Below are 25,205 nucleotides of genomic sequence, written 5' to 3' on the forward strand. Positions count from 1 at the left end.
TTCTCTTAACTGTAATTACCCCTCTGATTATCTGTAGCATAGCAGCAAATTTAGGACTTTCTGTTAATTGGGTGGGCGTGGTGTTGGGCGTGGCGTCGGGCGTGGCGTTCGGCGTGGTGTTGGGCGTGGAGTGGGGCGTGGCGTTCGGCGTGGAGTGGGGCGCGGTGTCGGGCGTGGTGTGGGGCGGGGTGTCGGGCGGGGTGTTGGGCGTGGTGTTTATATTCGCCTTTTTCCGTCTTGATAATTGGCTAATCGGGCTTTTGGCGGGCCCTCAAGGGCGACTTTTTCCCCGTATTACCCTTCTACCGCTGCCGGGGTTAACCTCGACTCTACAACAATGGTTACAGCAAGACTGGGAAACAGCTATTAATAACCTCAATCAATACCTTCGGTACAGCCGCCAGTTTATTCCTGTCCTTGCCGCCGTTAATCGCGTTTTACCGCAATTCCCAGAGGCAGAAATTATCTATCGGGTCTCCCGTCTGGCAGAAAATCCCTCCGATTGGCAATTGTTAAAATATGCGTCCGCGTCGGCGAAACTGTTTTCTCTTACTGACAGCCAAATCCGTCTAGATACTCCTGCTCGCGCCGCCGCCGCTGGTTTTTGGTATCTTCACCAACAGGACACCGAAAAAGCCAAAAAAGCCTTTGCTGTGGTACGTTCCCTCGCCTACGGGGAAGAAATGTATAGTCTCGCCCAGACTTTACACCGATTTAGTCAGGCAGCAACTTTCGATAGTATCGCTTCCCTGGAGGTTGCCCCCATTGCCGCAGAACCGTCATTACGTCCGCAAACTTGGCAAGCTATCAGCAGTTTAAATCGAGTTATCGCAGAAATAGCTTTAGTCCAGAGAAGTGACTCCCGAAAGACTAGAAAACTCGCTCTTAATCGGATTATCAGGGAATTAAGGGATATAACCGACCGACAGGCTGCCAATTTACCCCAAGCAGAAAAAGCATTAATCCTTTCTATCGCCCAAAAATGGAAAACTTGCTGTTCTTCTAGCTTGTAAGCTAGGACGCATTTAAACCGCTTATTCTTAGATTAGCCGAATCTCCCCCCCCCTGCCCCTAGGGTTGATTCATAGTAGGGTTGATTCATGAATCAACCCTACCCACCCCCCCAACCCCCCCGACATCGGGGGGGGGCAGGGGGGGTTGGGGGAAAATGGGTCTTAGCTTACCCACACCTGGCCATGACGAAAAACTTTAGTATAATCAAGAACACTGAGTATTTATTAGCTTTTCTGTCTAAGATTGATGTTAAAGGCTGTTCTGTTCGATTTTAATGGGGTGATCATCAATGATGAACCAATCCATCAAGAGTTAATCAATGAAATCTTGATCGGGGAAAATTTACTGCCCCTAGGGTCGGAATTTGCGGAGTTATGTCTGGGAAGAAGCGATCGCGTCTGTTTGCGTAATGTTCTCACCCGTCGCGGTCGTCAAGTGACCGAGGAGTATCTGACTAAGTTAATTAACAAAAAAGCCAGTTTATACCGAGAAAGATTAGAAAAATTAGAGAAACTTCCTATTTATGAAGAGATATACTCTTTTTTAAAACGGGTTAAGGCCAGGGATCTACAAATCGGTTTGGTGACGGGAGCAATACGCTCGGAAGTGGAATCAATCTTGCAACAGACGGGCCTTGGGGATTATTTTAGTGTCATTGTCACCGGGGATGAGATTAGCACCAGTAAACCTCAACCGGATGGTTATTTACTGGCCGTAGAAAGATTCAATCGTTGGAATTTTAATCTGCAATTGCAACCCTGGGAATGTCTGGTGATTGAAGATACTTTTGCTGGTTGCGAAGCGGCAAAAAGAGCGGGAATGCAGGTGGTGGGAATCGCTCATACCTACCCCTTCCATTTTATGCAGAGAGTGTCCAACTGGGCGATCGATAATTTCTCCCAACTAGACCTCGATCGCGTGGAGAAAACTTTGAGCCAAATCGGGGAAATAACCGAGCGATCGGGATTTTTAGGCAATCTATAACCATCTAGGGGCGATTAACAAGCTGAAAATCCCTACTTGCAAAAATCGGCAATTCGTGTTATGCTAACGAAAGTGCTAAGAAAATGCGGGTGTAGTTTAGTGGTAAAACCCTAGCCTTCCAAGCTAATGATAGGGGTTCGATTCCCCTCACCCGCTTAAGTTGTTGTGTATCATTTTGTCCTATAGGTCTAATAAAGTTGTTAAGTATTGCCCTTATCGATCGAGAGCGGGTTAGCTTGGAGATAGCAGTGAGCATTCAGCTTTAAACACTTAATAACTGCTAACCGAATCACTGATAAGGGGGTTTTTTCATGGCTTTTAGCCGTTCTAGCGGTATTTTGCTTCATCCCACCAGTCACCCCGGCCGTTACGGGATTGGAGAACTAGGTAGGGAAGCCTATCAATTTATCGATTTTTTGGCTCAAAGTGGTCAAAAACTCTGGCAAATTCTCCCTTTAGGCCCCACAGGGTACGGTAACTCTCCCTACATGAGTTTTAGTGCCATTGCCGGCAATCATCTCCTGATTAGTCTCGATCTTCTTCGGGAAAAAAACCTGCTTAGTGACGCAGATTTCGAGGATATTCCCGATTTTCCCCTCGATCAAGTGGATTTTGATAAATTGATCGCTTGGAAAATTCCCCTACTTAGAAAGGCGGCGAGCAATTTTGTCAAGGGTTCTGACACAATTCTTTACAAACAGTTTGCTGGCTTTTGTGCTGGCAATGCCGATTGGTTAGAGGATTACGCCCTATTTATGGCTTTATCCCACGCTTACCAGGGTAAAGTATGGATGGAATGGCCGACAGAAATTCGCGAACGTCATTGGGGGGCATTGGAAACACCGAAACAGGAGTTACAAGAGGAGATTTTTCTGCACAAATTCCTACAATTTGAGTTTTTTGAGCAGTGGTTAGCCCTAAAACGCTATGCTAACTCCCTCGGTATCGAGATTATCGGTGATATCCCCATTTATGTCTCCCATAATAGCGCCGATGTTTGGGCAAATCCGCAGGTTTTCCGACTAGATACCCAAACCGGTAATCCCTTGGAAGTGGCGGGGGTTCCCCCGGATTATTTCTCAGAAACGGGTCAATTATGGGGAAATCCTCTTTATAACTGGGATTATCTCAAAAATACGGGCTTTGACTGGTGGGTACGCCGTTTAAAAGCGGTTCTTTCCCTAGTCGATATCATCCGTATCGATCATTTTCGCGGATTAGAGGCCTATTGGGCGGTGGCTTTTGGCCAGGAAAACGCTATTAATGGTCGTTGGCTCAAGGCCCCGGGTTATGATCTCTTTAATACTATCGGCACTCGTTTAGGTAAATTGCCGATTATTGCCGAAGATTTGGGCGATATTGACCAAGCAGTTCTAGATTTTCGCGATCACTTTGCTTTCCCGGGGATGAAGATTCTCCACTTCGCTTTTGGGGGTGATGCGGGTAATCCCTATCTTCCTTTTAACGTCGAACGCAACTGTGTGATTTATACCGGCACTCACGATAATAATACTACTGTGGGCTGGTTTCAAGATAACGCCAACGACTACGAAAAAGCGCGACTATATCAATATCTTGGCGCTCCCAGTGGTCAGGGAGTGGCTTGGGATCTGATTCGACTGGCCTATAGTTCCGTGGCTAATCAGGCGATCGTACCGTTACAGGATGTGTTAAGTTTAGGATCCGATGCGCGGATGAATACCCCCAGTGTCGCAGAAGGCAATTGGTCATGGCGCTATCGTCAGGAAGCTTTAACCGGAGAATGTAGCGAGAGATTGCGAGATTTAGTCAATCTTTTTGGCAGAAATCGTTAAATAGGGTTTGCTGAAAAAGCTTTTCCTGGGGGCAGGGTGTGGGGTGTGGGGTGTGGGGTATGGGGTTTTACCGATTTTGAGGTAGTCAATTACCTAATTTTCAGGGAAAAAGTACCTGAATTTTCCCCCCGATCCCCCGCAACGGCTGGCACTTTTTGAGTAAAAGCAAGTCTAAAAGTCTTATCCAACAAGGTTTTTAGATTTATTCAGCAGACCCTAAATATCAATCCTTTTTTCGAGACGTTACCCCTAACGTCTCTTTTTGTCTGGTTAATGTGGGTGAGAATTTTTTAGCAATCTTTGCCGGATGCGATCAAGATTTTCCCGACTATTGACGGGTAAATGGGGTAGGGGTAATTCTAAATTGGGCCAATTACTCAAATCATGGCAAGGACAGGATAAACCCGATTGTCCCATCACTTCGATTGGTACAGGTATAGTACAACGAGCGCAGGGATGAAATTCCCATTGAGGGGAAAGTAAGTCTTGGATGGTTTGTTGAGTACCTTCTAGGTAACAATCGCCACTTTGAGGATCAAGAATTTTTTGCCAACAATCTTCAAACTCCGACGAATAGCGATCAGCATTGAAAATTGGCAGCGGAAATAGCATAGCTTGGTTTTTGGGACAAATAACTTTTTTTCCCAATTGAAACCAATGGGCGAGATATTTTTTAACTGCGGAGGTGTCTGACATATAGTTTAGGTGTGGAGGCTGCCCTGATTATTGCTCTTACCATCAATCCTAGCGTTAACTTCTGGTGTCGGACAGGTCTTAGGATGATTGATGATCGAGTTTAATAATTATTTTAGTAACTGAGCATCGGGAGCTAGATTAATCCCAATAAACTCACCATTAAAGCTTTTTGGGCGTGCATCCGATTTTCCGCTTGTTCCCAGACTTTTGATTGTACACCCTCGATCGCCCCGTCGGTAATTTCTTCACCCCGGTGAGCAGGCAAACAATGGAGAATAATCGCATCTTTGTCAGCGTGACTCATTAGCTGTTCGTTGACTTGGTAGGGCTGAAAAACGGGAATTCGGGCATCAGCGAGGCTTTCCTGTCCCATACTCGCCCAGACATCAGTATAAACCACCTGAGAGTCTTTTACGGCGGTAACGGGATCGTCGGTAATTAAGATTTTACTACCGGTTTTCTCGCCAATAGCCTGGGCGCTGGCGACAATTTCCCCATCCGGTTGATAGTTTGCGGGGGAGGCAACCCGCACATTTAACCCCATCAAAGCACCACCCAAGAGGAGAGAATTAGCGACATTATTACCATCCCCCACATAGGTGAGGTTAATTCCCCGTAAAGTCTGAAAAGTCTCTTGGATAGTCTGTAAATCGGCTAATATCTGACAGGGATGTTCTAAATCCGTTAAAGCGTTGATAATCGGAATGCGCGAGTAATTGGCAAAAGCTTCTAAATCCTCTTGTTTAAAGGTGCGAACTGCGAGAATATCGAGATAGCGATCGAGTACCCGGGCTGTATCTGCTAAGGGTTCCCCGCGCCCCACTTGGGTTACACTGGGATTAAGATCGATCACCTGTCCCCCTAACTGGTACATGGCGACGGTAAAGGAAACCCGCGTCCTGGTGGAAGCTTTATAAAATAGCAGTCCTAAGACTTTTTTACAGCTAGGGTTAAGAGTGCCAGCTTTAAGCTGTGCCGATAGATTGAGTAGGGCGCTGATTTCTTCGCTACTCATGTCGGTTATTCTTAAAACATCTCGTCCTTTTAAAGTGGCTACCATTGGTTTTTCTCTCGATAAACAGGGGTCTTGATTGGGTTTTATGGCAGTTAGCGGTTAGCAAAAATCTTGAGTAAAGACCTTATTATAATCCAGTTTTTTCGCTATTAGGCAATTTTTCCCGAAAATTTTCATTTTGGGGGATGTTAGTCCAGCTAACACCCCCAAATTATCTGTTAAATTAGGTAGGTGTTAAACATTGTCAGATTCCCCCCTTATCAAGGTGGCTCCCCCCGCCTATCGGCACCCCCCTTATCAAGGGGGGCAGGGGGGATCAAACCCAAAATCTAATTTCTACTTAACTAATTTTGCCCCACACTTAGAACAAAAATTAGACGAGGGCGGGTTTTTGTGTCCACAATTACCGCAGATAATTAAAGCTGGGTTAGCCACTTCCGTCACCGGAGAAAGAGGAATTTCCCCACCGCTATCCAACTTATAGTTATGGATTAACTGCAAAATAATTGCATCTTCCCGTTTATATTCTGTATTGTCTTTTCCTCCTGTTAACTCCTCGGAACGTTGTTGTAAATATTGGATAAAAGTCCGATACAAAGCTTGTTTTTTCTCGGGGGTGGACGAATCCTGTAACTTAGCTGTCACCTGAGTTTGAATTTTTTCCTTATCTTCGCGACAAGCTTTTACTTCTAACACCTGTACCGCATCTTCCCAACTGGTAGCGATATCGACTTTTTTTAATCCCGTTGCGGTTTTAATTTCATAGCGAATTGTTTTCTCATTAGTGACTCGATTGACTTCTGGAAAAAGCACTTTTAAAGCCCGGGCTGTCACCACCAATTGATAAATACTCGGATCTTCGGGAAAAACATCCCAGAAAGGAGGTTCCTTTTGGATATGTACGGGGATGGGTAAATCGCGATTTTCCCCCATTTGTTGGGCGCGTTTAGCAAGAATAAATTCTCCTTTCCAGTCCTGATAGGATTGCCGCAACTCCCGCATTCCCTCGAGACAGCGTAGGGAAAAACCGCCAATTTCCTGCACGAAGACAAGACGATGTTTTTCCACGTCTCCCAAGGGTTTAATATCGTCTTCGTTGGCAATAAATTCCCGCAGTTTCGGCATAATTTTTTGGGCTGCTGGGTTATTGGTATTTCTTCCCCCAATCAGGGCAACATTTTGATTTAATTGCGGCGTAAAACCCGCATCTTTTCCCCGCAAAACCGCAGGATTGAGCATAATTAGGGGTCGCGATTTTTGGTAGGCAATGCGAAGATTATTGATAATATCGGCATCGTTGTTATAGATTTTTAACAAGCGATCACAAGCGGCTAATTCCTTCTGAATGCGACTACTAGCGGGAGCATTTTGTAGTAGTTGATTAGCTTGGTTTAGTATAACTTGTTGAAAATCTCCTTGACGAATATCGGCAATCTCGGTTATGTCAAATAAACGCATATTTTCATCGGTGCGGCGCGTTTCTTTCCAGAGGGGGCTAGATTGCTTTAAAATCTCTTCTGAGAGGGGTAAACAAAGGTTATCCATACCCGTATCGTAGGCATTTTTGTTACCAGCAATCCCCGAAGCAAATTGTTCGATAAAGTCTTGATAAAGACTATTTAATTCTTGTCTGTCAAATAATTTAATCCCATTAATTAACAAAGCATCGGCACTATCGATCTGTTGATTAGCTTGGAGATTAAATAGATCGCGACTTTGAATTAATTTCTGACGAAAGCGATTAAAACGGCTTTCTAATTGATTAAGATGTTCCAGTAAACGATTAATAACCTCTACTCCTGCACCTCTGGTTTTTCGTTGAATATTGGCCATTAAATAGCCTTCCAATCCCGTTAAAGCTTGTTCACAATATTGTTCCATCTTATCTTTTTTCGAGATATGAATTTTATCTTTCAGATCATTAATTTCCGCTAAAGCTGTGTCGTATTCTCGTTGACGTTTACTTTCATTTTGACTCCAAACCTGTTCTTGATCGCGACGGAATTTTTCCGCTATGTCGGTGAAGATTTGTCGCACTGAAACAATAAAACTCTCGGCAAACTTTACCCCACGGTTCCGATCTTCAAGGATATTATAAAACTCCATTTCTAGGGACTTTTTACCCCGTTGAATAATTTCATCCCGGTTACTATAAATCTTTTTCAGGTAATCGCCGTGCAGCCGTTCATCGGGACTCAATTCTAGTAAATGATTGCGTTTAAATTCCTCGACTCTTGGCGTTAAATAATCATTAATAAATCGCAGAATTTTTCCCTGTTCATTGCCTAAAATATTAACACCCTGTTTGGTACAAGAGAGCCAATTATCTTGATTGATTTCCTGACGAGTTTCGTTAATCCATTGGGAGATTATGGCAATTAAAGAGCGATCCTTGTCGGCACATAAATCCATAATTAATTCCCCTTCGCTCAAGCGCATTCTTTTGAGGATATCACCTCTGACTAACTCCAACATTTGAGCGGGTAAAATCACGGCATTATTCAGCCACCAATTAATTAAATCTTTGGCTAAACGTTCCGATAAAGAGGCCCGAATTTGGGCAATAGGAATTTCAATAGTTGATAGCCCAAAACTCATAAATTGCTTAGGATAACCGCGACCCCCAGGGTCAGCTTGCGCCCAAGAACCCTTAATATTATCTCTAATAGAACGCTTATGGGGGGCAAAATCAGAGGTCATATCTAGGAAGATATTTTGGGCGATCATTTCCCGAATTTGACCGAGTTTAAAATCACCTTCGCCGTTTTTTGTCCCCACTAAATAGGTAAAATCAAAGGGGGGTAATTTACTAACCACTTCATCGACTAAACCGCTGCTAAACTGTTGATGATATTCGGTTCTGTAGTCGGAAAAGTAATTTAATTCCATCAGGGCAGCGTAACCATTAGCCAAAACTCGATCGCCGACACTAATCCCCGCAAATGCTTCAGGAGTGGGAACAATTGCCGTACTCAAAGGACTACTTTCCCCTCGTAACCAATTACGAATACAGTAGCCTAGATCGATTAACATTCCGCTACCTGTACCACCGTTTAAAGACCCCGTAGTAAAGACATTAATAGCAGTATTATTAACTTTAATTCCATAGCGATCGAGCATAAAGTTTTCTTGTCCCTTTACCCGTCTCACCGCATCTAGAAATTTTCTTTGGATCTCATGATAATTACAAAATAAAGCAAAACGTCCACAGGCGCGAATTTGTCCCGCCCCCGCTTCCAGGGAAGTAATATTTCTCTCTAATTCCGGGGGAAACCAACTATTAATCCAGGGATATCTATCCATGTCAGATACCATCTCCTGTACCTGTTTTCCACTCACCCGGGCCCAGTGTTTTTCGTTATCTTTAAAAGCACTGCCGGCAGCTTCAGGATTACTGATTTTATAATCCTTATCCGTGTCAACCACCAAAAAACTGACAATCGGAAAATTGCTCAAACTGCCATAACTTTCCTCGATTAAACGACGCAATCGCGATAAAATTTCGTTACCCGTGCCACCAATACCCACTAAAACCGTGGGAACCATGCTTTTTTCTTCCACTGCTGCTGGCATAATTACTTAACTCCTAAAGCCATTTCTTGACGGTTGCGGGGGACTTCGTAGGTGAGGAAATCGTAGGCTAATTTAGTGTTAGGAAAAATTGCCCGCGCTTCCTCTAACAGATTGGAAATATCCAGAGAATTACCCGGTAGATAACGGGGACTAAAATGGGTCATTAATAACAATTTTACCTGGGCTGCCAAGGCCACCTGGGCTGCCATCGTCGAAGTGGAATGAACACTTTCAAAAGCTAACCCAGCATCTTGGTGTGCAAAAGTCGCCTCATGAATTAGCACATCTGCATTCTGTGCCAATTCGATCGAACCTTCACAGAAAATAGTATCGGTACAGTAGGCAATTTTACGGCCGATTTCCGTTTCCCCGCAGAGGGACTGACCGCGAATTTTTCTGCCATCGGGGAGGGTGACAGTTTCTCCTCTTTTCAGCTTGCCGTAAATTGGTCCGGGGGGAATACCCAAAGCGTTGGCTTTTTCCACATCAAAACGTCCTGGACGGTCTTTTTCGGCGATGCGATAACCGTGGGCAGGAATACGATGTTTTAATAGCTGACAGGAGACGGTAAATTCTTCATCTTCGTAGAGTATGCCGGGGGAAACGGCATGGACTCGCACCCGATTGGCGAAATTAGTATAGGAATACTTAGCACAAGCACGCAGATAGTCCCCTAGTCCGGGGGGTCCGTAGATATCAATATCCTGAGCAGAACCGGCTAATCCGATACTGGCTAACAATCCCATTAAACCAAAGATATGATCGCCGTGCATGTGGGTGATAAAAATGCGTCGGATTTGGGAACTTTTTAGGTCGCTACGCAGTAACTGGTGTTGAGTTCCTTCTCCACAGTCAAACAGCCATATTTCCGCCCGTTGCGGCAACCGAAGGGCGATACTAGAGACATTACGCGAACGAGTCGGAACCCCGGAACTGGTTCCTAAAAAAGTAATCTCCACAGGATAGCTGTCGGGATAGAGGATTATTTTTCTAGTCTAGGCTGTTTTGATCGATTTCTTGATCGAATTGCTGCTTTTCTGTATTTGATCACTTGGAAACAGGAAATCCCCTGATTTTGACCTAACTCTGCAATAATTACTCGCAGCCAGAAATACGCCAGCGTTCATATCATACTTTCTGCTTTTTGTCAAAAAAACTTTTTTTTTGCAATAAAACTACACAAAAAAAAGATCATCGTTGTGGGTGAAATTGACTCATTTACCCGTCTTAATTAGGATCACCCTGTAGGTGTGGCAAGGGTTTCAACCATTGCTACCCAAAAAAGCACAGAATAACCCATTATGAAATTCAGTAAAATCGCTGTAACCATTGTAACATCGTTGTTAAATAAAAATCTTTCTCAATTAATTCTTAAGAATTTGTAAATATTGCGGAATGTTAATTTAAATATTCTCAAGTTTGTGGAGTCAATAAATAATTTTTGCTTATCTTTGTCCAAAATTGGGTTAGAAGTCAGGAGTCGGGTGATAGGGTGATAGGGTTTTGGGGTGTTGGGGTGTTAGGGTTTTAGTTGAAATTCCCCCACTTCCCCACTTCCCCACTTCCCCACTTCCCCACTTCCCCACTTCCCCACACCCCACATTACTTCCCTAGAACGATCTTTGGGACAAGATTAAGTTTAAAATCTGAAATAGATGATTTTTTTCAGGATCGAGTCAAGTTTATGGCAGATATTGTCGATATTGCGGTCAGTGCCGATAATTTTAAAACTCTAGTGACGGCGGTACAAGCCGCTAATCTTGTGGATGCCCTAAAAAGTCCCGGCCCCTTCACAGTTTTTGCCCCCACCGATGAAGCTTTTGCCAAATTGCCCCCCGGGACGATTACAACCCTAGTGCAGAATATCCCCCAGTTAACCCGAATTCTCACCTATCACGTCGTTGCGGGCAAATATATGCAGGAAGATTTGGCGAAATTGGCTGTAGTGACTTCTCTAGAGGGTTCACCGATTCCCATCGATTGTAGCGAAGGTTTTGAGGTGAAAAATGCCACGGTGGTCGCAGGTAATATCGAGGCGGATAATGGTGTGATCCACGTCATCGATACGGTGATCCTGATGGGTTAGTTTTTGACCGGCTTTTCCCCGGGCCGCATCCAGGGCGGCTCCGTCTTATTTAGTAACCAAATATACAGACACTTTTGCTTGTTTATGTTTTCGATGATCGACGGAGGAAAATGCCCACTTTCTGCGGTTATAAACAAGATAATTCCCGCTAAGGAGTACGCCAATGAAGACCTTAGAATTTCTCTCGGAACTAAATGCCGCACCGCAAGGATGGGGATTCTGGATTGATCGTCAGCAGATCGAAGCCAACCACGTCGGTCAATATTCCTTTGAGAATGATCGTTTGCCAAAAAGTTTTGTTCATATCGGTAGTCTCGCTGAATTAGCTCACCAACGACAAAAATATATTCTTAGCCATCTCGATAGTAATGGCAATGTGGAACAACTCGCTCAAGAATGGGCGCAAACATTGCTCGCTAATTTGACAACTTAATAGTTTCCGGAAAATTCACCCAAAAAAGAGGCCACTTTCTGCAAGATGACCTCTAAATTTTTTTGTTAGGGTGTTAGGGTGTTAGGGTGTTAGTTGAATTTCCCCATTTCCCCATCTCCCCATTCCCCTATTCCCCTATTCCCCAGAAGCATGGGGACCGATTTTGAGAACTAAAACCCCTAAAGGTGGTAAACAGAGATCGATCGAGTGGGGACGGCTATGATAGGACCATTCCTCCGACCATTTACCACCGAGGTTGCCCATATTACTACCGCCATATTTACCCGCATCGCTGTTAAAGATTTCCTGATAAAAACCGGGATGGGGTACACCAACGCGATAATGGCTGTGGGGTTGGGGAGTAAAATTACAAACCACCACCAGAAACTCCTGCCAATTTTTGCTCCAGCGCAGGAAAGAAACGACGCTATGACTATTATCACTACAGTCGATCCACTCAAAGCCATCCTCACCAAAATCCTGGGTATATAAAGCAGGTTCACTCTTATAGGTGGCGTTCAAATCAGTGAAAAAGCGTTTTAGCTGTTGATGGGGTTGATACTGCAAAAGACCCCACTCCAAATCACCCCAAACATTCCACTCACTCCACTGACCAAATTCCATGCTCATAAACATGGTTTTCTTGCCAGGGTGGGTAAACATATAACTAAATAAGGCCCGGACATTGGCAAATTTTTGCCACTCATCCCCCGGCATTTTGCCAATCATATTACTTTTGCCGTGAACCACTTCATCGTGGGACAAAGCCAGCATATAATTCTCGCTGTGGTTATACCACATACTAAAAGTGACATTATTTTGATGGAATTGACGGAACCAGGGATCCATGCCGAAATAATCGAGCATATCGTGCATCCAGCCCATATTCCACTTTAAATTAAAGCCTAAACCGCCCATATAGGTGGGCCAGGACACCATCGGCCAAGCGGTGGATTCTTCGGCAATAGAGAGAATTCCGGGGAAATAGCTAAAAATTACATGATTTACTTGACGCAGGAATTCCGCAGCCTCTAAATTTTCCCGGCCACCGTACTCGTTAGCCACCCATTCCCCATCTTTACGACAATAATCGAGATAGAGCATAGAAGCCACCGCATCAACTCTAATACCGTCAATATGGTACTTATCGAACCAAAATAGGGCATTAGCGACGAGGAAATTTCTGACTTCGTTGCGACCGTAGTTAAAAATTAAGGTTCCCCATTCCTTGTGTTCCCCCTTGCGCGGGTCGCCGTGTTCATAAAGATGAGTACCATCAAAGAAAGCTAACCCGTGACCATCTTTGGGGAAGTGACCAGGTACCCAATCCACTAGCACACCAAGGCCATTTTGGTGACATTGATCGATAAAATACATAAAATCTTCAGGATTGCCGTAGCGACTGGTGGGGGCAAAATAACCCGTCACTTGATAACCCCAAGAACCATCAAAAGGATGCTCGGCGATCGGTAATAATTCGATATGGGTGTAACCTAATTCTTTAACGTAGGGAATTAGTTTTTGGGCTAACTCGTAGTAACTCAAAAAGCGCGCCCCGGTGTTCCATTCCGACACGGGAACCGCTTCCCCGGACCCAGAAAGTAAACGGGGGGGTTCGGCACTAGAAGCGTGCAGCCAAGAACCGAGGTGTAATTCGTAAACGGAAACCGGTTGAGTTAAAGGATCGTTATGGCGACGTTTTTCCATCCAATCGCTATCATCCCAAGTATAGCTATCTAAATTGGCCACGATCGAGGCGGTTTTTGGGCGTACTTCTTGGGCAAAACCGTAGGGATCAGATTTTTCGTAAATATGACCTTCCCAATTTTTGATCTCGTATTTATATTTAGTGCCCACACCGATTTCCGGGATAAACAATTCCCAGACCATATTATTACGTTTCCGCATTTGGTGATCACGACCATCCCAACTATTAAAATCACCAATAATCGAGACGTTGCGGGCATTAGGAGCCCAAACGGCAAAATAAACCCCCTTAATACCCTCGATTTCGGCTAAATGCGCCCCTAATTTTTCATAAATGCGATGATGGTTGCCCTCCCCAAACAGGTGTAAATCAAAATCGCTGAGTTTGGCAGAACGGAAGGCATAGGAATCATAGATTACCCGTTCCTGTTCCCCCTCGTGGATGCGTAATTGATAATTGTTCAGTTCACCGATATCGATGACGCACTCGAAAAAATGGGGATGATAAGCGGTCTTCATGGGATATTCCTGTCTTTGGGACGGTAAAATAACCCAAGCGGCCGTGGTTTTCGGTAAATAGGCTCTAACAACCCATTTATTGACTTTTCCTTCTTCTTCTAGGGGATGGGCCCCCAAAACCTCAAAGGGATCGTGATGGAGGTTGTTGACGATTTGATGGACTTGTTCGGGGGATACCACTATAGACATTCATTTACCACTCTTGACATCTACAATACTTATAGCAAGGAAATAGTCATTTTTTCCCTGCCGTCTGGGAATTCTCAAACTAATGGTATATTCTGCCTACTTATTCAACTATGGCTGTGGCTGCTGCCGAAATTATCGTCGTTAAAGACGATTTTGCACTCCGAAACCTAATTTCCCCTTTTCTCGGTCAAAAAAACTAGCGAGTAAAAGTAGCGGCCGATGGTAAAACTGCCAATTTAATCTCGATTTTGTCATTCTCGATGTTAATCTAGCGGATAGCCTCGAATTTGATCTACAAATTTATCGCCCAATCTTCTTCCTTTTTATCTCTATACAGTTCTTAACTGGAACGAGTTTGATCGCTAGGAGATTGACTTTCTTCTAATTCAGCTTTGATTTTTACCGAGTCTTCAATCTGCTGGGCCTCTCGCTTAAATTCACTTTCAAATTCCTTGGATGCTTCTTGAAATCCTCGAATCGTTTTGCCTAAACTGCGACCGATTTCTGGTAATTTTTTCGGTCCGAAAACTAGCAGGGCAATCAAGAGAATTAACCCCATTTCCGGTAATCCAATCCCAAAAATATTCATTTTTTTGCTCCTAATAAAAAACTAGCGGTGGGCAATAACCCACCTGCCAAAGTCCGAGGGATAATTCTGCCGCCAAAAATGCCGACGAGATTGTTGGAATCTGCTTACTGACCCCAATCTACATTAAATCCTTCTAAAATTAGGGAGGAGTTGTAGATCTGTAAAATAATCAGCAAAAAGACTAAAAACAGAGCCATAAACACTCCCATTAGCAAGGTAGTTCCCCAACCGGGAGAAACTTTACCATATTCCGAGTTGAGGGGACGAAGGATTTCACCTAAGCGTGTACGCTGTGCCATAAGTTACCAAGAAAGATCTGTAAATGATAATTTTGTATTGATCCGTAATTTGACGAAGTGCCAACCGGTCAACCCAGTGAGATAAAATCTACTGCTGTTTCCAGTGGAGCTTTTTTGGTCTAATTCCTAACGGAATCGTTTTTCGCCTGCCCTGCCACGCCCACAAGAATCTGCAAGCGCCTACAGTACGGGAATTATTCTAACATTGTTTGGTGATCTTCTCAGGATTTAGGAGATGGTCGATGGGAGTTGAGGTGATGGGGGAGAAGGGATATGGGAGAAAAAAGCTGATCGATCAGTGATCACTGATCAAGTCTCCTTCGGTGCTATGATCGAGGATGTAAAGTTTTATTGCAACGGTATTCGTCTTAGTCAAGCTGAATACTGACAAAAGGTTAACAACACTACCTTAAACAAGCTCTCAAGAGAGGATACAGAGAACACATGGCTTACACACTTCCCCCTTTACCCTACGATTACACTGCCTTAGAGCCTTGTATCACCAAAAGTACCCTAGAATTCCACCACGACAAGCACCACGCCGCTTATGTCAATAACTATAACGGTTTGGTCAAAGATACGGAACTCGATACTCTCTCTTTAGAAGAAGTTATCGTTAAGGTTGCCGGTGATGCTTCTAAAGCTGGGGTTTTCAACAATGCCGCCCAAGCATGGAATCATAGTTTTTATTGGGACTGCATGAAACCGGCGGGTGGTGGCACGCCTACTGGTGCTTTAGCCGATAAAATTCAGGCAGATTTCGGCAGTTTCGAGAAATTTGTCGAAGCTTTCAAAACTGCGGGCGCTACTCAATTCGGTAGTGGTTGGGCTTGGTTGGTTCTCGATAACGGTACTCTCAAAGTTACCAAAACCGGCAACGCTGACAATCCTTTAACCGCCGGACAGGTTCCCCTCCTAACTATGGATGTGTGGGAACACGCTTATTATCTCGACTACCAAAATCGTCGTCCCGATTACATCAGCGACTTTTTAACCAAGTTGGTTAATTGGGATTTCGTGGCTGCTAATTTAGCGGCGGCCTAAAAATTTGGCTCAGTTAATCAGTTATCAGTTATCAGTTATCAGTTATCAGGGGTTGGGGAGCAGGGAGAAACAATCCATAGGTTGGAGGTTAATACTACTCTTAAAACTGGCAAATCTCTCTAATATTAATTATCCTTAAAATAGATAACCAGAAAAAACTTTTTTAACATCGATCGCGCTGCTCGCACCATGGAACAACCTGTCAGTTGGATTATTCCCCGTCATCCCCGTCCCGATTATCCCCTGTTTGTATTTTTACCCGGAATGGATGGCAGCGGCCAACTATACCATCGTCAGATTAAAAACCTTGCTCCTTACTTCGATCTGCGTTGTTTGGTGATTTCCCCGCAATATCTCGGTGATTGGGAGGAGTTAAGCACCCTCGTGATCGCTTTATTGGAACAGGAATTAAAGCGACAATCGAGAAAAGTCTATCTCTGCGGTGAGTCTTTTGGCGGCTGTTTAGCCTTGAAAATAGCGACAAAATCAGCAAAATTAATTAAAAAACTGATTTTAATTAACCCTGCTTCTTCTTTTAATCAAAGACCTCTTTTAAGCTTGGGAATCGGTATCACCCAGATAATGCCCGATTTCATCCACGGCAGCTCGGCCCTAACTATTTTACCCTTTCTCGCTGCTCTGGGTCGAATATCCCGGGAAGATCGCCGCTCTCTCCTCAAAGCCATGCAATACGTCCCACCGAAGACGATTAGCTGGCGTTTATCCCAGTTACAACGGTTTCAGGTTAGTGCCAGCGAGTTAAAAAGTCTGCAATTGGGGGTGTTATTGATAGCCAGTCAAGGCGACCGACTGTTACCATCGGTAGCGGAGGCTAAACGCCTAATTCAGCAGTTACCCGCCGCAAAATTAACGATTCTACCCAATAGTGGTCACGCTTGCCTGCTGGAAACCGATATTCACCTCAAAGACATTCTCCATCACCATGCTTGTCTCCCCCGAAGCCTACCCGCAAAAAGTCACTGAGGATGGTTCTTATACCTTTTTTTCGACCGAATTCGGCGAATGTTATCATTCTACCTCCGGGGCAAGGGAAGAGGCCGAGAAAAAATTTATCCTCTCCAGTCGTCTGGCAGCAAAAGCAGACCAGAGCAATAATCTAAAAATTCTTGACATTTGTTACGGCTTAGGGTATAATGCCGCCGCGGCCTTAGCAGCCATTTGGCAAGTTAGGGGGGATTGTCGGGTAGAATTATTAGCTTTAGAAAGCGATCGAGTGGTTCCCCTCGCGGCTATTAGAGAAAATCTCTTAAATAGTTGGAGTCAACCAATTCCCGAATATTTAAGTGATTTTGCCCATAATCACCGGCTGGATCTGCCTAATCTCACGGCTAAACTGTTAATCGGGGATGCGCGACAGACGATAACCAAGGTGATTGAGGCGGGTTTTCAAGCGGAGGCAATTTTTCTCGATCCCTTTTCCCCGGGTAAATGTCCGCAACTGTGGACGGTGGAGTTTTTAGCTTTAGTGGCGAAATGCCTGAGTCCGACGGGTTATTTAGTCACCTATTCCTGTGCTGCCTCGGTGCGAAGGGCTTTACAATTAGCAGGATTGCAGATTGGGGCCACCGATAGCGTCGGGCGGCGATCGCCAGGGACAATAGCCAGTTTTTTGTCTTTACCCCCATCTCTATCGGCACAGGAACGGGAACATCTGCAAACTAAGGCCGCTATTCCCTATCGAGATGCGACTTTAACCGACTCAGCCGAAGTGATTATACAACGTCGTCGCACCGAACAGGCTCTCTGTGACTTAGAACCGACTAGCCACTGGAAAAAACGTTGGCAAAGATCGGTGAGTTCGATCGAAATCTCGGAATGAGAATAGTGTAGTTAAATGTCTGAGAATTCGGGCTTTTGTGGTTGTAATAGCAAAAATCGCCAGAATTAACAGTAATACTAAATCCGTTGAGTACAGGCTAGTTATGAGGAGAGGCACTCATGCAAAGGGGAGAATAAATAATCAGTTTTTAATAACCGGATTTAGTATTACTATCTTATTAGTGGTGATGGCTACCCCTCGATACTTCATGAGGGAATTCCTAACGCCATCGATAAAATTCAAGAAGTATCCAAATATAACTATCTAGTCATCTGTCTCGATGCTGATGAGGATACTGTCGAAGAAAGAGAACAATATGTTAATGACTTTATCACCAAACATATTACTGTTCCTGCAACAATCGAAATCGTGATCATCATTCAAAATCGCTGTCTTGAAACATGGCTACTAGGCAATCGTAGAATATTTAATCCTAAACAACCTTTACAGGGACTTTTAGCTGATTATGTTCAACACTATGATGTTTACGAAAATGATCCCGAACTAATGGGTAGATTTAATTGCAGAAATCATGCCGATTTTCATTTTGCTTATCTAAAGTCTATTTTTGAAGCCAAAGGTTTGTCTTATTCTAAAAAATTCCCTGGGGTAGTTCAAGAACAATACTATCTTAATGAATTAAAAAAGCGTATCGATAAAACTGAACACTTAAAAACCTTTCAGAAATTTATTAATTTTTGTGATAATATTCGCCAAAATTTCCGATAAATTGATCTGTGGTGCTTCTGCCAAGGATGAAATATAAGCTGATCTGGCATCGTCTGTTGACTAATGGCTGGGTGAAAATGTAGTACGGACTGTGATTGAGAATACAAGACTATGACAAGGCTTTTGTCCTAGAAATTTCTAGGTCGGCAGATTTTTGTAGTATTGTAGTATAATGGTAACTCCAGAAAAACAATCCTAAAAGTGCCTTTAGTCTCTTCAGTTAGCAGTTACCAGATAGAAGTTAAAAATTGGCAATTTACTTGATGTTATGGCTTCCTTACGGGATATTATCAGTTACTATCGCAATTATCAAAAAGCCGCCTTTTTGAGCATTGCTGCATCGAGTGTCTTTGAAATTATCGATCTGATGGTTCCCTACGCCGTCGGACAGATTCTTAATGTTCTTTCCGATCAACCTTTAGATGGATTCGTGCAATCTTTAGTCGATCGCACCATGGTTTTAACTCCCTTTGCCTCAGAAAAGTGGGTTAGTTTGGCAGTATTATTAGGCTTAATTTTCCTAACCACGGTAATTAAAGCACCAATTCAGCCTTGGCTGGGTGCATGGTTTCACTGGGAAATATCCTTAAGAGCGCGACGAGATCATCTCAGAAAAATTATTGCCAAAATTCTCACCTTACCTCTATCTTTTTACGATGAAAATAATCCGGGACGCATCGCTAACCGGATCGCCAAAGGGATAGAAAGTCATACTTGGACTTATCCCGAAGTGGCGGGAATGATGATCCCAAAACTGTTTAGAGTTTTGGGTATCTTTATTGTTATTTGGGTAATTCAATGGCAGATCGCCCTCGCTTTTGTTATTTCTTTTGTATTAATTCTAGCTTTTATTGTGAGAGATTTAAAAGATTTAATGCAAAAAGAAAGAATTCTTGATCGGCACATCGAAAATACCCAAAGTCGCAATTCTGAGATTATTACTAATATCAAAACTGTCAAAGCTTTTGCCACAGAAGGACAGGAATTATATCGTCAGAAACAGCGTTTAGAGAGAGAATTTACCTACGTTGTCTATCGCATTCATAAGGGTTATGTGGACTTAATTACTTGGGAAAAAACCCTCGTCCAAGCTAGTTTATTTGGAGTATTTTTCTTTACTCTCCTAGCTACCGTTCAACAGAAAATCTCGATCGGGCATTTTATCACCACCTATACCCTGGCTAGTATGGCCTATGCGGAATTAGATCCCCTATCCCAAATGGCAGAAACTTTTGCCCGTCGCTATGCTTCTATGGCACGTTTACAGGAATTTATCAACTTACCCAGTGGCACTGATGCTGGTAGTCTTTTAGCCGATCATGCCCAACATAATCCCTATCATTTTACGGGGAAAGTAGAATTAAGTAATCTTAGCTTTGGCTATAGTCCAGAAAGAACCATTCTCAAGGATATTAATCTGCTGATTGAACCCTATCAAACCGTGGCATTAGTGGGAAAATCAGGTTCAGGAAAATCCACTTTAGTTAAGTTAATTTTCCGCTATTTTGAACCGAATCAAGGGCAAATTCTGATGGATGGAGAGGATATTCGTCGCTTAGATGTCACTTGGTATCGGCGACGGTTAGCGATTGTCCATCAAGAAGTAGATGTTTTTAATGGTACGGTGTTAGAAAATCTCACCTATGGTAATCCTAATATTAGCTTTGAGAAGGTAGCAGAAGCCTGTAAAATCGCCCGTGTCGATGAATTTATTCAGGAATTACCTAATGGTTATTCCACTATTGTAGGGGAAAGGGGTGTGCGTCTTTCGGGGGGACAAAGACAGCGTTTAGGAATTGCTAGGGCATTAATTGTCGATCCAGATGTGTTAGTTTTTGATGAGGCCACTTCTAGCTTAGATTATGAGTCAGAAAGAGCCATTCAACTAGCCATGAAATCCATTTTAGGCACTCGCACCACGATTATTATCGCCCACCGTCTCAGTACCGTTCGAGAAGCTGATCAAATTGTCGTCTTGGATAATGGTCGCATTGTCGAGATCGGTAGCCATGACCAATTATTAAATCAGCAGGGAATCTATCAGCGTCTCCACTCTTTGCAAGAAAGCGGTGAACTGGTTTAGTCTTAAAATATACTTTGCACGGTTATAACTTGCATTTTTTACTCAAAGACAAGGCCAATTCAAGTCTGAATTGGCGCTTCATGCCGATAATTTCCCCATATTAATTGCTGGAGTGATTAACAACTTCAGGGACAATCTCTAATTCTTGTTCACCAATTACAGGTAAATGATTTTTCTGTAAACCCATAGCAGTTAAACAAGTATTGAGAGAATTTATCGCTTGGTTATAATCCTCAATTTTTTGGTTAATTTCTTCCTGTTTGCGGGCATTATTAGCAATTTTTTCCGCCGCTTCCTGTTCTAAAGTTTGTTCTAGATAAGAACGAGCTTGATTGAACTGTTGTAGAATAGTATCCGCTTGTTTTTTTGCCATTGGTATCAATTGATTTTTCAGAGTATTATTAACGGTTTGGCGGAAGTTTTTATGAATTGTCGCTGATACTTTTGGCTCAAAATCTAACTTAAGTAATTGACGGATAGCAGGTTCAGCATCAAGAATACTTTCACAGTCATAACCTTGGGCAGTTTGTTGGACAGTTTGCCGAAATTGAAAGATAGAAAAAGTGCCTTCGTTGTAAAAATTGTGATTTTCTCTTACATAGCGATCGCACTCTGTTCTCGCTTCGGAAACTAAGGCATGAATTAACTGATCTTCTAGCTGTTTTAGCTGATTTTCTATGCCACTATCGTTACCCAATAAACGATAAATTTGCCGATAATAATCACCTTGCCTTACCGCATCTAAAAGACGCTGACAAAAGCGACTAATTAAACTTGTTGACTCCTCAATCAACACATCTTCTAGCTGGTTAGACAGATAATAAAAAGCTTCTACCAATACTGCTAATAAAGGTGCTGTAGCATTGCGGGGATGGGTTAAAGTCGCTTGTGAGTAAGCATTTTTGACAGAAAAAGTATTTAATAACTCATCCAATCTTGATACCATTCTCGCTTTCAGTTTCTTAAAGTCTTCCTCAAAGTTTTCATCGCTATTAACCACGATAGCATTGACATAACCATCGATATGTTTAGTTAATTTCTCTCCCACTTCTTTTAACTCTTGATTGAGGTGATTTAACTCCAGAGCTTTCATCGCCTCAATTTCTCGTGGTTGACTTTCTAAATCACGATAAATCCCTTGATAATGATTTTTCAGAGTAATGCAGAGAGATTGTAAATCATCGGCTAAATTAGCAAACAATTGCGGACGTTTTTCTTCGGTGAGATAACGAGTAATTGCCCTGCGAAATTCTGCGATACCGCTATCAGCAATTAACTGCTCTAGTAAAGGAGTTCCCCACTCACTTAAAACTCGGAAATAATTTTTATTGGGAGTTTCATAACCGTGGATGGAAACTTTAAAGGGAGTTGCCAGTAATTTACCGGAGTTGGCACAATAGTTATTAAACTCGCTGACAAATTGCGGTGTTTCTTCTTCTCCTCCTAAATTTTTAACACTTTCGGTAAAGATAGAATCTAAACCATAACGCTGATTAATATTGGTTTGATTTTTCACCTGATACCCATAAAACCCTAAAAGTCCGCTGGTTTTGTAAATGCGGGAAGTATCACGAAATTGCGTTTGAATTAGGTTTTCTAAACGCTGTTTTAGTTGGGCTGAGTACCAGGTTTCATCGATGCGGTTAAAAACATAAAAAACTCGATCACGAATACCAGCATTAGAGCGAATTTTTTCGAGTAATTCCGTTTCTTCTGTGGCTAATTCTCCCGCAGAAGCAGCCTTTAAAACACAAACCACTGCCGAAGTATCAGGATGCTCTATTTTACGATAGGCTAAGGCGGCATCTTTTTGGACTGGGGCATCAATACCGGGCAAATCTACCAAAACGTTACCATCTTTAAGGAGAGGATGATGACAGTAATATTCTAGACGTTTTAAGACGGCACTATTACTACCACGACGGGCAAAACTGGCCGCTTCTGCTAAATTAGAAAAGTGAAATTGTTCCATGGAATAGGTGGCATTATGCAGCGTATGGATTCGCTCACGATTTTGAGTAAATCCTTCAATTAATAATTTTAAACCCTGAGCTTGTTTAGCTCGCTCGGATTTGCCTTCTCCCCCTTCCTGTTCGATAATTTTTTGACAGTATTGGTTTAACTGACTACAGTATTCGGGGGAATTAATGTTACTGGGATTAGTTAATTGTAGATTTTGACAGACGGTATCGACTAAAGTACGAATTTCTGCTTCGCTGAGAAAGGTTAAAACCACTCTTTCCTCATCAGCTTCTGCGTACTCAATATAACATTCTGTACCCGTTGCGTGTCCTTCGGCACTATACAGCAATTCTCGCTCTAAAAGTGCATTGATTAACATTGATTTCCCGGCACTAAAAGCACCGGCGAAAACGATTTCAAATTTGGGAGAAATGGCTTTTTGTAGGGCAATTTCTATCTTGCTGGTATCCTGTTGATTACGGAGAGAAGATTCGCCTTTGCATAGTTCAATTATACTGTTAACATTACCAGCCAGATTACTGCATTGGGGCAAAAGTTCAGTCATGGTAAAACCCAAATCTAGAAGAACAGTGCTATTGTTCCCCAGATTATAACAAAATTCCCTAACTAGATGTCACATCTTTGGTCAGCGATTTAAGCAATCAAGAACAAGGCCCTAGTCTTGAATCTAGAATCAGGATTGATTATAATCAATTTAGTACATACCGATTCCCGAGAACCTCCTTAGGTAAAAATTCCCTCCTGACTCCTGAATCCTAGGGTAATGATAATTATGTGGGCAAAAATGGCAATAGATAAATGGAGATTAAAAAAAATTCGGAATATGGGACAGTTAGGATTTTTGTTAGGAATAGTTTTTCTTTTGGGTGGTTGTCATTCTCTCAATGTTATCCCAAATCGTCCGCAACCCTTGCCCCAAGATCAATATATTCAAGTCTATTTTAATCATAATCAGGCCCGGGGTTCAAATTATACCGATCCCTATCGCCAAATTAATCGCCCGGGAGATAATTTAGAACAGGTTATTATTGATAATATCAACTCGGCTAAAAGTTCGATCGATCTAGCAGTGCAAGAGTTACGTTTACCCGCCATCGCTCAAGCTTTAGTTGAGCGTCAGCAACAGGGAATTAAAGTTAGGGTTATCCTCGAAAATATTTACAATCAACCTATTAATAGTTTAGCCAAAAACCAAGAACAATCAAGCGATCGAGAACAGGAACGTTATCAAAACCTTTTTGATTTAGTTGATATAAATCGAGATGGTAAATTAAGTCCAGAGGAAATCGCCCAAAGAGATGCAATTACTATCCTCAAAAAAGCTGGTATTCCCCTAATTGATGATAGGGCTGATCGCTCAAAAGGTAGTGGTTTAATGCACCATAAATTCATGGTTATTGATGATCACACTACTTTAATTAGTTCAGCTAACTATACCTTAAGTGATATTCATGGAGACTTTTCTAATCCCAAAACTGTCGGTAATGCCAATCACTTATTAGTAATTACTAATCCCCCACTAGCTAGAGTTTTTCAAAGGGAATTTAATCTGATGTGGGGAAGGGAAGATCGGCCTAAATTTGGGTTAGATAAACCCCAAAGAAACCCGCAAACAATTACTATCGGTAATAGTAGTCTGACGGTAAAATTTTCCCCCGATTCTACCGCTTATCCCTGGACAATTACTAGCAATGGTCTGATCGGTGAAACTTTAAATAAAGCTAAAAAATCCGTGGATTTAGCCCTGTTTGTCCTGACGGAACAGCCTTTAGCTAATATTCTCGCCCAACGACATCAAAAAGGTATAGAAATTAAAGCTTTAATTGATCCTAGTTTTGCCTTCCGATACTATAGCGAAGGATTAGATTTATTAGGAGTTGCTCTCAGTAATAAATGTCGTTATGAACCAGATAATCAGCCTTGGCAAAACCCAATTAATACCCTAGGAGTTCCCGCTCTAGCCCCGGGAGATAAATTACACCATAAATTCGGTTTAATCGATGATAAAATTGTGATTACTGGTTCTCATAATTGGTCAAAAGCTGCTAACCATCAAAACGATGAAGCTTTAGTTATTATCAATAATCCCACCGTTGCTGCTCATTTCGATCGAGAATTTCAATATCTTTACCGTACCGCTAAATTAGGACTGCCGGAAACTATTAAAAATCGGATCGAACAGGATAGAAAAAACTGCCCCCAATCTGTAACAATTCAAAGCGATCGCTTAATTAATTTAAACACTGCCACAAAAGAAGAATTAGATACTTTACCCGGTATCAGTGGCAAATTAGCCGAAAAAATTATCGCAGCCCGGCAACAAAAACCCTTTACTTCCCTAGAAGATTTGGATCGAGTATCGGGAATCGGTCAGGGAAAAATTAACAAGCTCAAAGGCAAAGTCAGCTGGTGATCAGTGCTTCGTCTGTATTTTCTGCCACAGACAAAAACTAGCAATTTTCCCTTGTTACAGCAAGCTAAGTAGGTAGGTGTTAAAAATCGTCAGATACCCCCCTTATTAAGGGGGATCCCGCCGCCTATCGGCACCCCCCTTATCAAGGGGGGCAGGGGGGATCGAACCCAAAATCTATCTTCTATTTAATTAGAA

At 42.8% G+C, this 25,205-nt stretch carries 18 protein-coding genes, 1 tRNA gene and 1 pseudogene; 12 read left to right on the forward strand and 8 right to left on the reverse strand.

All coding sequences use genetic code 11. The features are described from left to right. The 4 genes and pseudogenes from O9334_RS14705 to malQ form a co-directional block, all read left to right on the forward strand. Window positions 1-1,013: pseudogene (locus O9334_RS14705) on the forward strand (AAA family ATPase); the annotation flags it as partial. A 247-nt stretch (window positions 1,014-1,260) separates the two neighbouring features. Beyond that, entirely contained in the window at window positions 1,261-1,998 is a 738-nt protein-coding gene (locus O9334_RS14710) for an HAD family hydrolase (RefSeq protein ID WP_288000825.1), read from the forward strand. Between the two features lie 85 nt (window positions 1,999-2,083). Then, window positions 2,084-2,154: transfer RNA gene (locus tag O9334_RS14715), tRNA-Gly, on the forward strand. A gap of 155 nt (window positions 2,155-2,309) precedes the next feature. Further along, complete coding sequence (malQ, locus tag O9334_RS14720; RefSeq protein WP_288000827.1) at window positions 2,310-3,812, forward strand: 4-alpha-glucanotransferase; 1,503 nt, start codon at window positions 2,310-2,312, stop codon at window positions 3,810-3,812. Between the two features lie 270 nt (window positions 3,813-4,082). On the opposite strand, the gene O9334_RS14725 is transcribed toward malQ, so the two are convergent. From O9334_RS14725 to O9334_RS14740, 4 genes are all read right to left on the reverse strand, one after another. Next, a complete protein-coding gene (locus tag O9334_RS14725; protein ID WP_288000829.1) occupies window positions 4,083-4,508 on the reverse strand; it encodes a hypothetical protein in 426 nt (141 codons plus the stop codon). Window positions 4,509-4,641: 133 nt separating this feature from the next. Then, the gene (argF, locus tag O9334_RS14730; protein ID WP_002762401.1) at window positions 4,642-5,568 is read right to left on the reverse strand and encodes an ornithine carbamoyltransferase; all 927 of its coding nucleotides are present in this window, start codon (window positions 5,566-5,568) and stop codon (window positions 4,642-4,644) included. Window positions 5,569-5,859: 291 nt separating this feature from the next. Beyond that, entirely contained in the window at window positions 5,860-9,096 is a 3,237-nt protein-coding gene (locus O9334_RS14735) for a tubulin-like doman-containing protein (protein WP_288000831.1), read from the reverse strand. Between the two features lie 2 nt (window positions 9,097-9,098). Then, entirely contained in the window at window positions 9,099-10,055 is a 957-nt protein-coding gene (locus O9334_RS14740; protein WP_045358987.1) for a ribonuclease Z, read from the reverse strand. A 725-nt stretch (window positions 10,056-10,780) separates the two neighbouring features. Between O9334_RS14740 and O9334_RS14745 the strand changes: the two genes are divergently transcribed. Both O9334_RS14745 and O9334_RS14750 read left to right on the forward strand, forming a co-directional pair. Beyond that, window positions 10,781-11,182: a fasciclin domain-containing protein gene (locus O9334_RS14745; RefSeq protein WP_002803963.1), complete on the forward strand. Its 402-nt coding sequence runs from the start codon at window positions 10,781-10,783 to the stop codon at window positions 11,180-11,182. 163 nt (window positions 11,183-11,345) lie between these two features. After that, entirely contained in the window at window positions 11,346-11,615 is a 270-nt protein-coding gene (locus O9334_RS14750) for a hypothetical protein (RefSeq protein WP_288000834.1), read from the forward strand. 135 nt (window positions 11,616-11,750) lie between these two features. Here the strand turns inward: O9334_RS14750 and glgB are convergent, their stop codons facing one another. From glgB to psbH, 3 genes are all read right to left on the reverse strand, one after another. Further along, the gene (glgB, locus tag O9334_RS14755; RefSeq protein ID WP_045358985.1) at window positions 11,751-14,030 is read right to left on the reverse strand and encodes a 1,4-alpha-glucan branching enzyme; all 2,280 of its coding nucleotides are present in this window, start codon (window positions 14,028-14,030) and stop codon (window positions 11,751-11,753) included. 340 nt (window positions 14,031-14,370) lie between these two features. Next, window positions 14,371-14,619, reverse strand: a complete 249-nt coding sequence (locus O9334_RS14760) for a TatA/E family twin arginine-targeting protein translocase (protein ID WP_045358984.1) — start codon at window positions 14,617-14,619, stop codon at window positions 14,371-14,373. A 104-nt stretch (window positions 14,620-14,723) separates the two neighbouring features. Continuing rightward, window positions 14,724-14,918: a photosystem II reaction center phosphoprotein PsbH gene (psbH, locus tag O9334_RS14765; protein WP_002736544.1), complete on the reverse strand. Its 195-nt coding sequence runs from the start codon at window positions 14,916-14,918 to the stop codon at window positions 14,724-14,726. 444 nt (window positions 14,919-15,362) lie between these two features. On the opposite strand from psbH, the gene O9334_RS14770 reads away from it, so the two are divergent. From O9334_RS14770 to O9334_RS14790, 5 genes are all read left to right on the forward strand, one after another. Further along, on the forward strand, window positions 15,363-15,962 hold the full coding sequence (locus O9334_RS14770; RefSeq protein WP_045358983.1) for a superoxide dismutase: 600 nt from the start codon (window positions 15,363-15,365) through the stop codon (window positions 15,960-15,962). Window positions 15,963-16,151: 189 nt separating this feature from the next. Then, the gene (locus tag O9334_RS14775) at window positions 16,152-16,946 is read left to right on the forward strand and encodes an alpha/beta fold hydrolase (RefSeq protein WP_045358982.1); all 795 of its coding nucleotides are present in this window, start codon (window positions 16,152-16,154) and stop codon (window positions 16,944-16,946) included. Beyond that, entirely contained in the window at window positions 16,906-17,802 is an 897-nt protein-coding gene (locus O9334_RS14780) for a tRNA (5-methylaminomethyl-2-thiouridine)(34)-methyltransferase MnmD (RefSeq protein WP_288000836.1), read from the forward strand. The genes O9334_RS14775 and O9334_RS14780 overlap by 41 nt, the downstream gene beginning before the upstream one ends. A 369-nt stretch (window positions 17,803-18,171) precedes the next feature. After that, on the forward strand, window positions 18,172-18,531 hold the full coding sequence (locus O9334_RS14785) for a hypothetical protein (RefSeq protein ID WP_238567800.1): 360 nt from the start codon (window positions 18,172-18,174) through the stop codon (window positions 18,529-18,531). Between the two features lie 268 nt (window positions 18,532-18,799). Then, complete coding sequence (locus O9334_RS14790; RefSeq protein WP_288000838.1) at window positions 18,800-20,614, forward strand: ABC transporter ATP-binding protein; 1,815 nt, start codon at window positions 18,800-18,802, stop codon at window positions 20,612-20,614. 100 nt (window positions 20,615-20,714) lie between these two features. On the opposite strand, the gene O9334_RS14795 is transcribed toward O9334_RS14790, so the two are convergent. Beyond that, complete coding sequence (locus O9334_RS14795) at window positions 20,715-23,141, reverse strand: dynamin family protein (protein WP_288000840.1); 2,427 nt, start codon at window positions 23,139-23,141, stop codon at window positions 20,715-20,717. 228 nt (window positions 23,142-23,369) lie between these two features. Between O9334_RS14795 and O9334_RS14800 the strand changes: the two genes are divergently transcribed. Further along, window positions 23,370-25,010: a DUF655 domain-containing protein gene (locus O9334_RS14800; RefSeq protein WP_045358975.1), complete on the forward strand. Its 1,641-nt coding sequence runs from the start codon at window positions 23,370-23,372 to the stop codon at window positions 25,008-25,010. The last annotated feature ends 195 nt before the right edge of the window (window positions 25,011-25,205 follow it).

The organism is Microcystis sp. LE19-8.1F (assembly GCF_027531715.1).
In the GTDB taxonomy this organism is placed as follows: Bacteria; Cyanobacteriota; Cyanobacteriia; order Cyanobacteriales; family Microcystaceae; genus Microcystis; species Microcystis wesenbergii_A.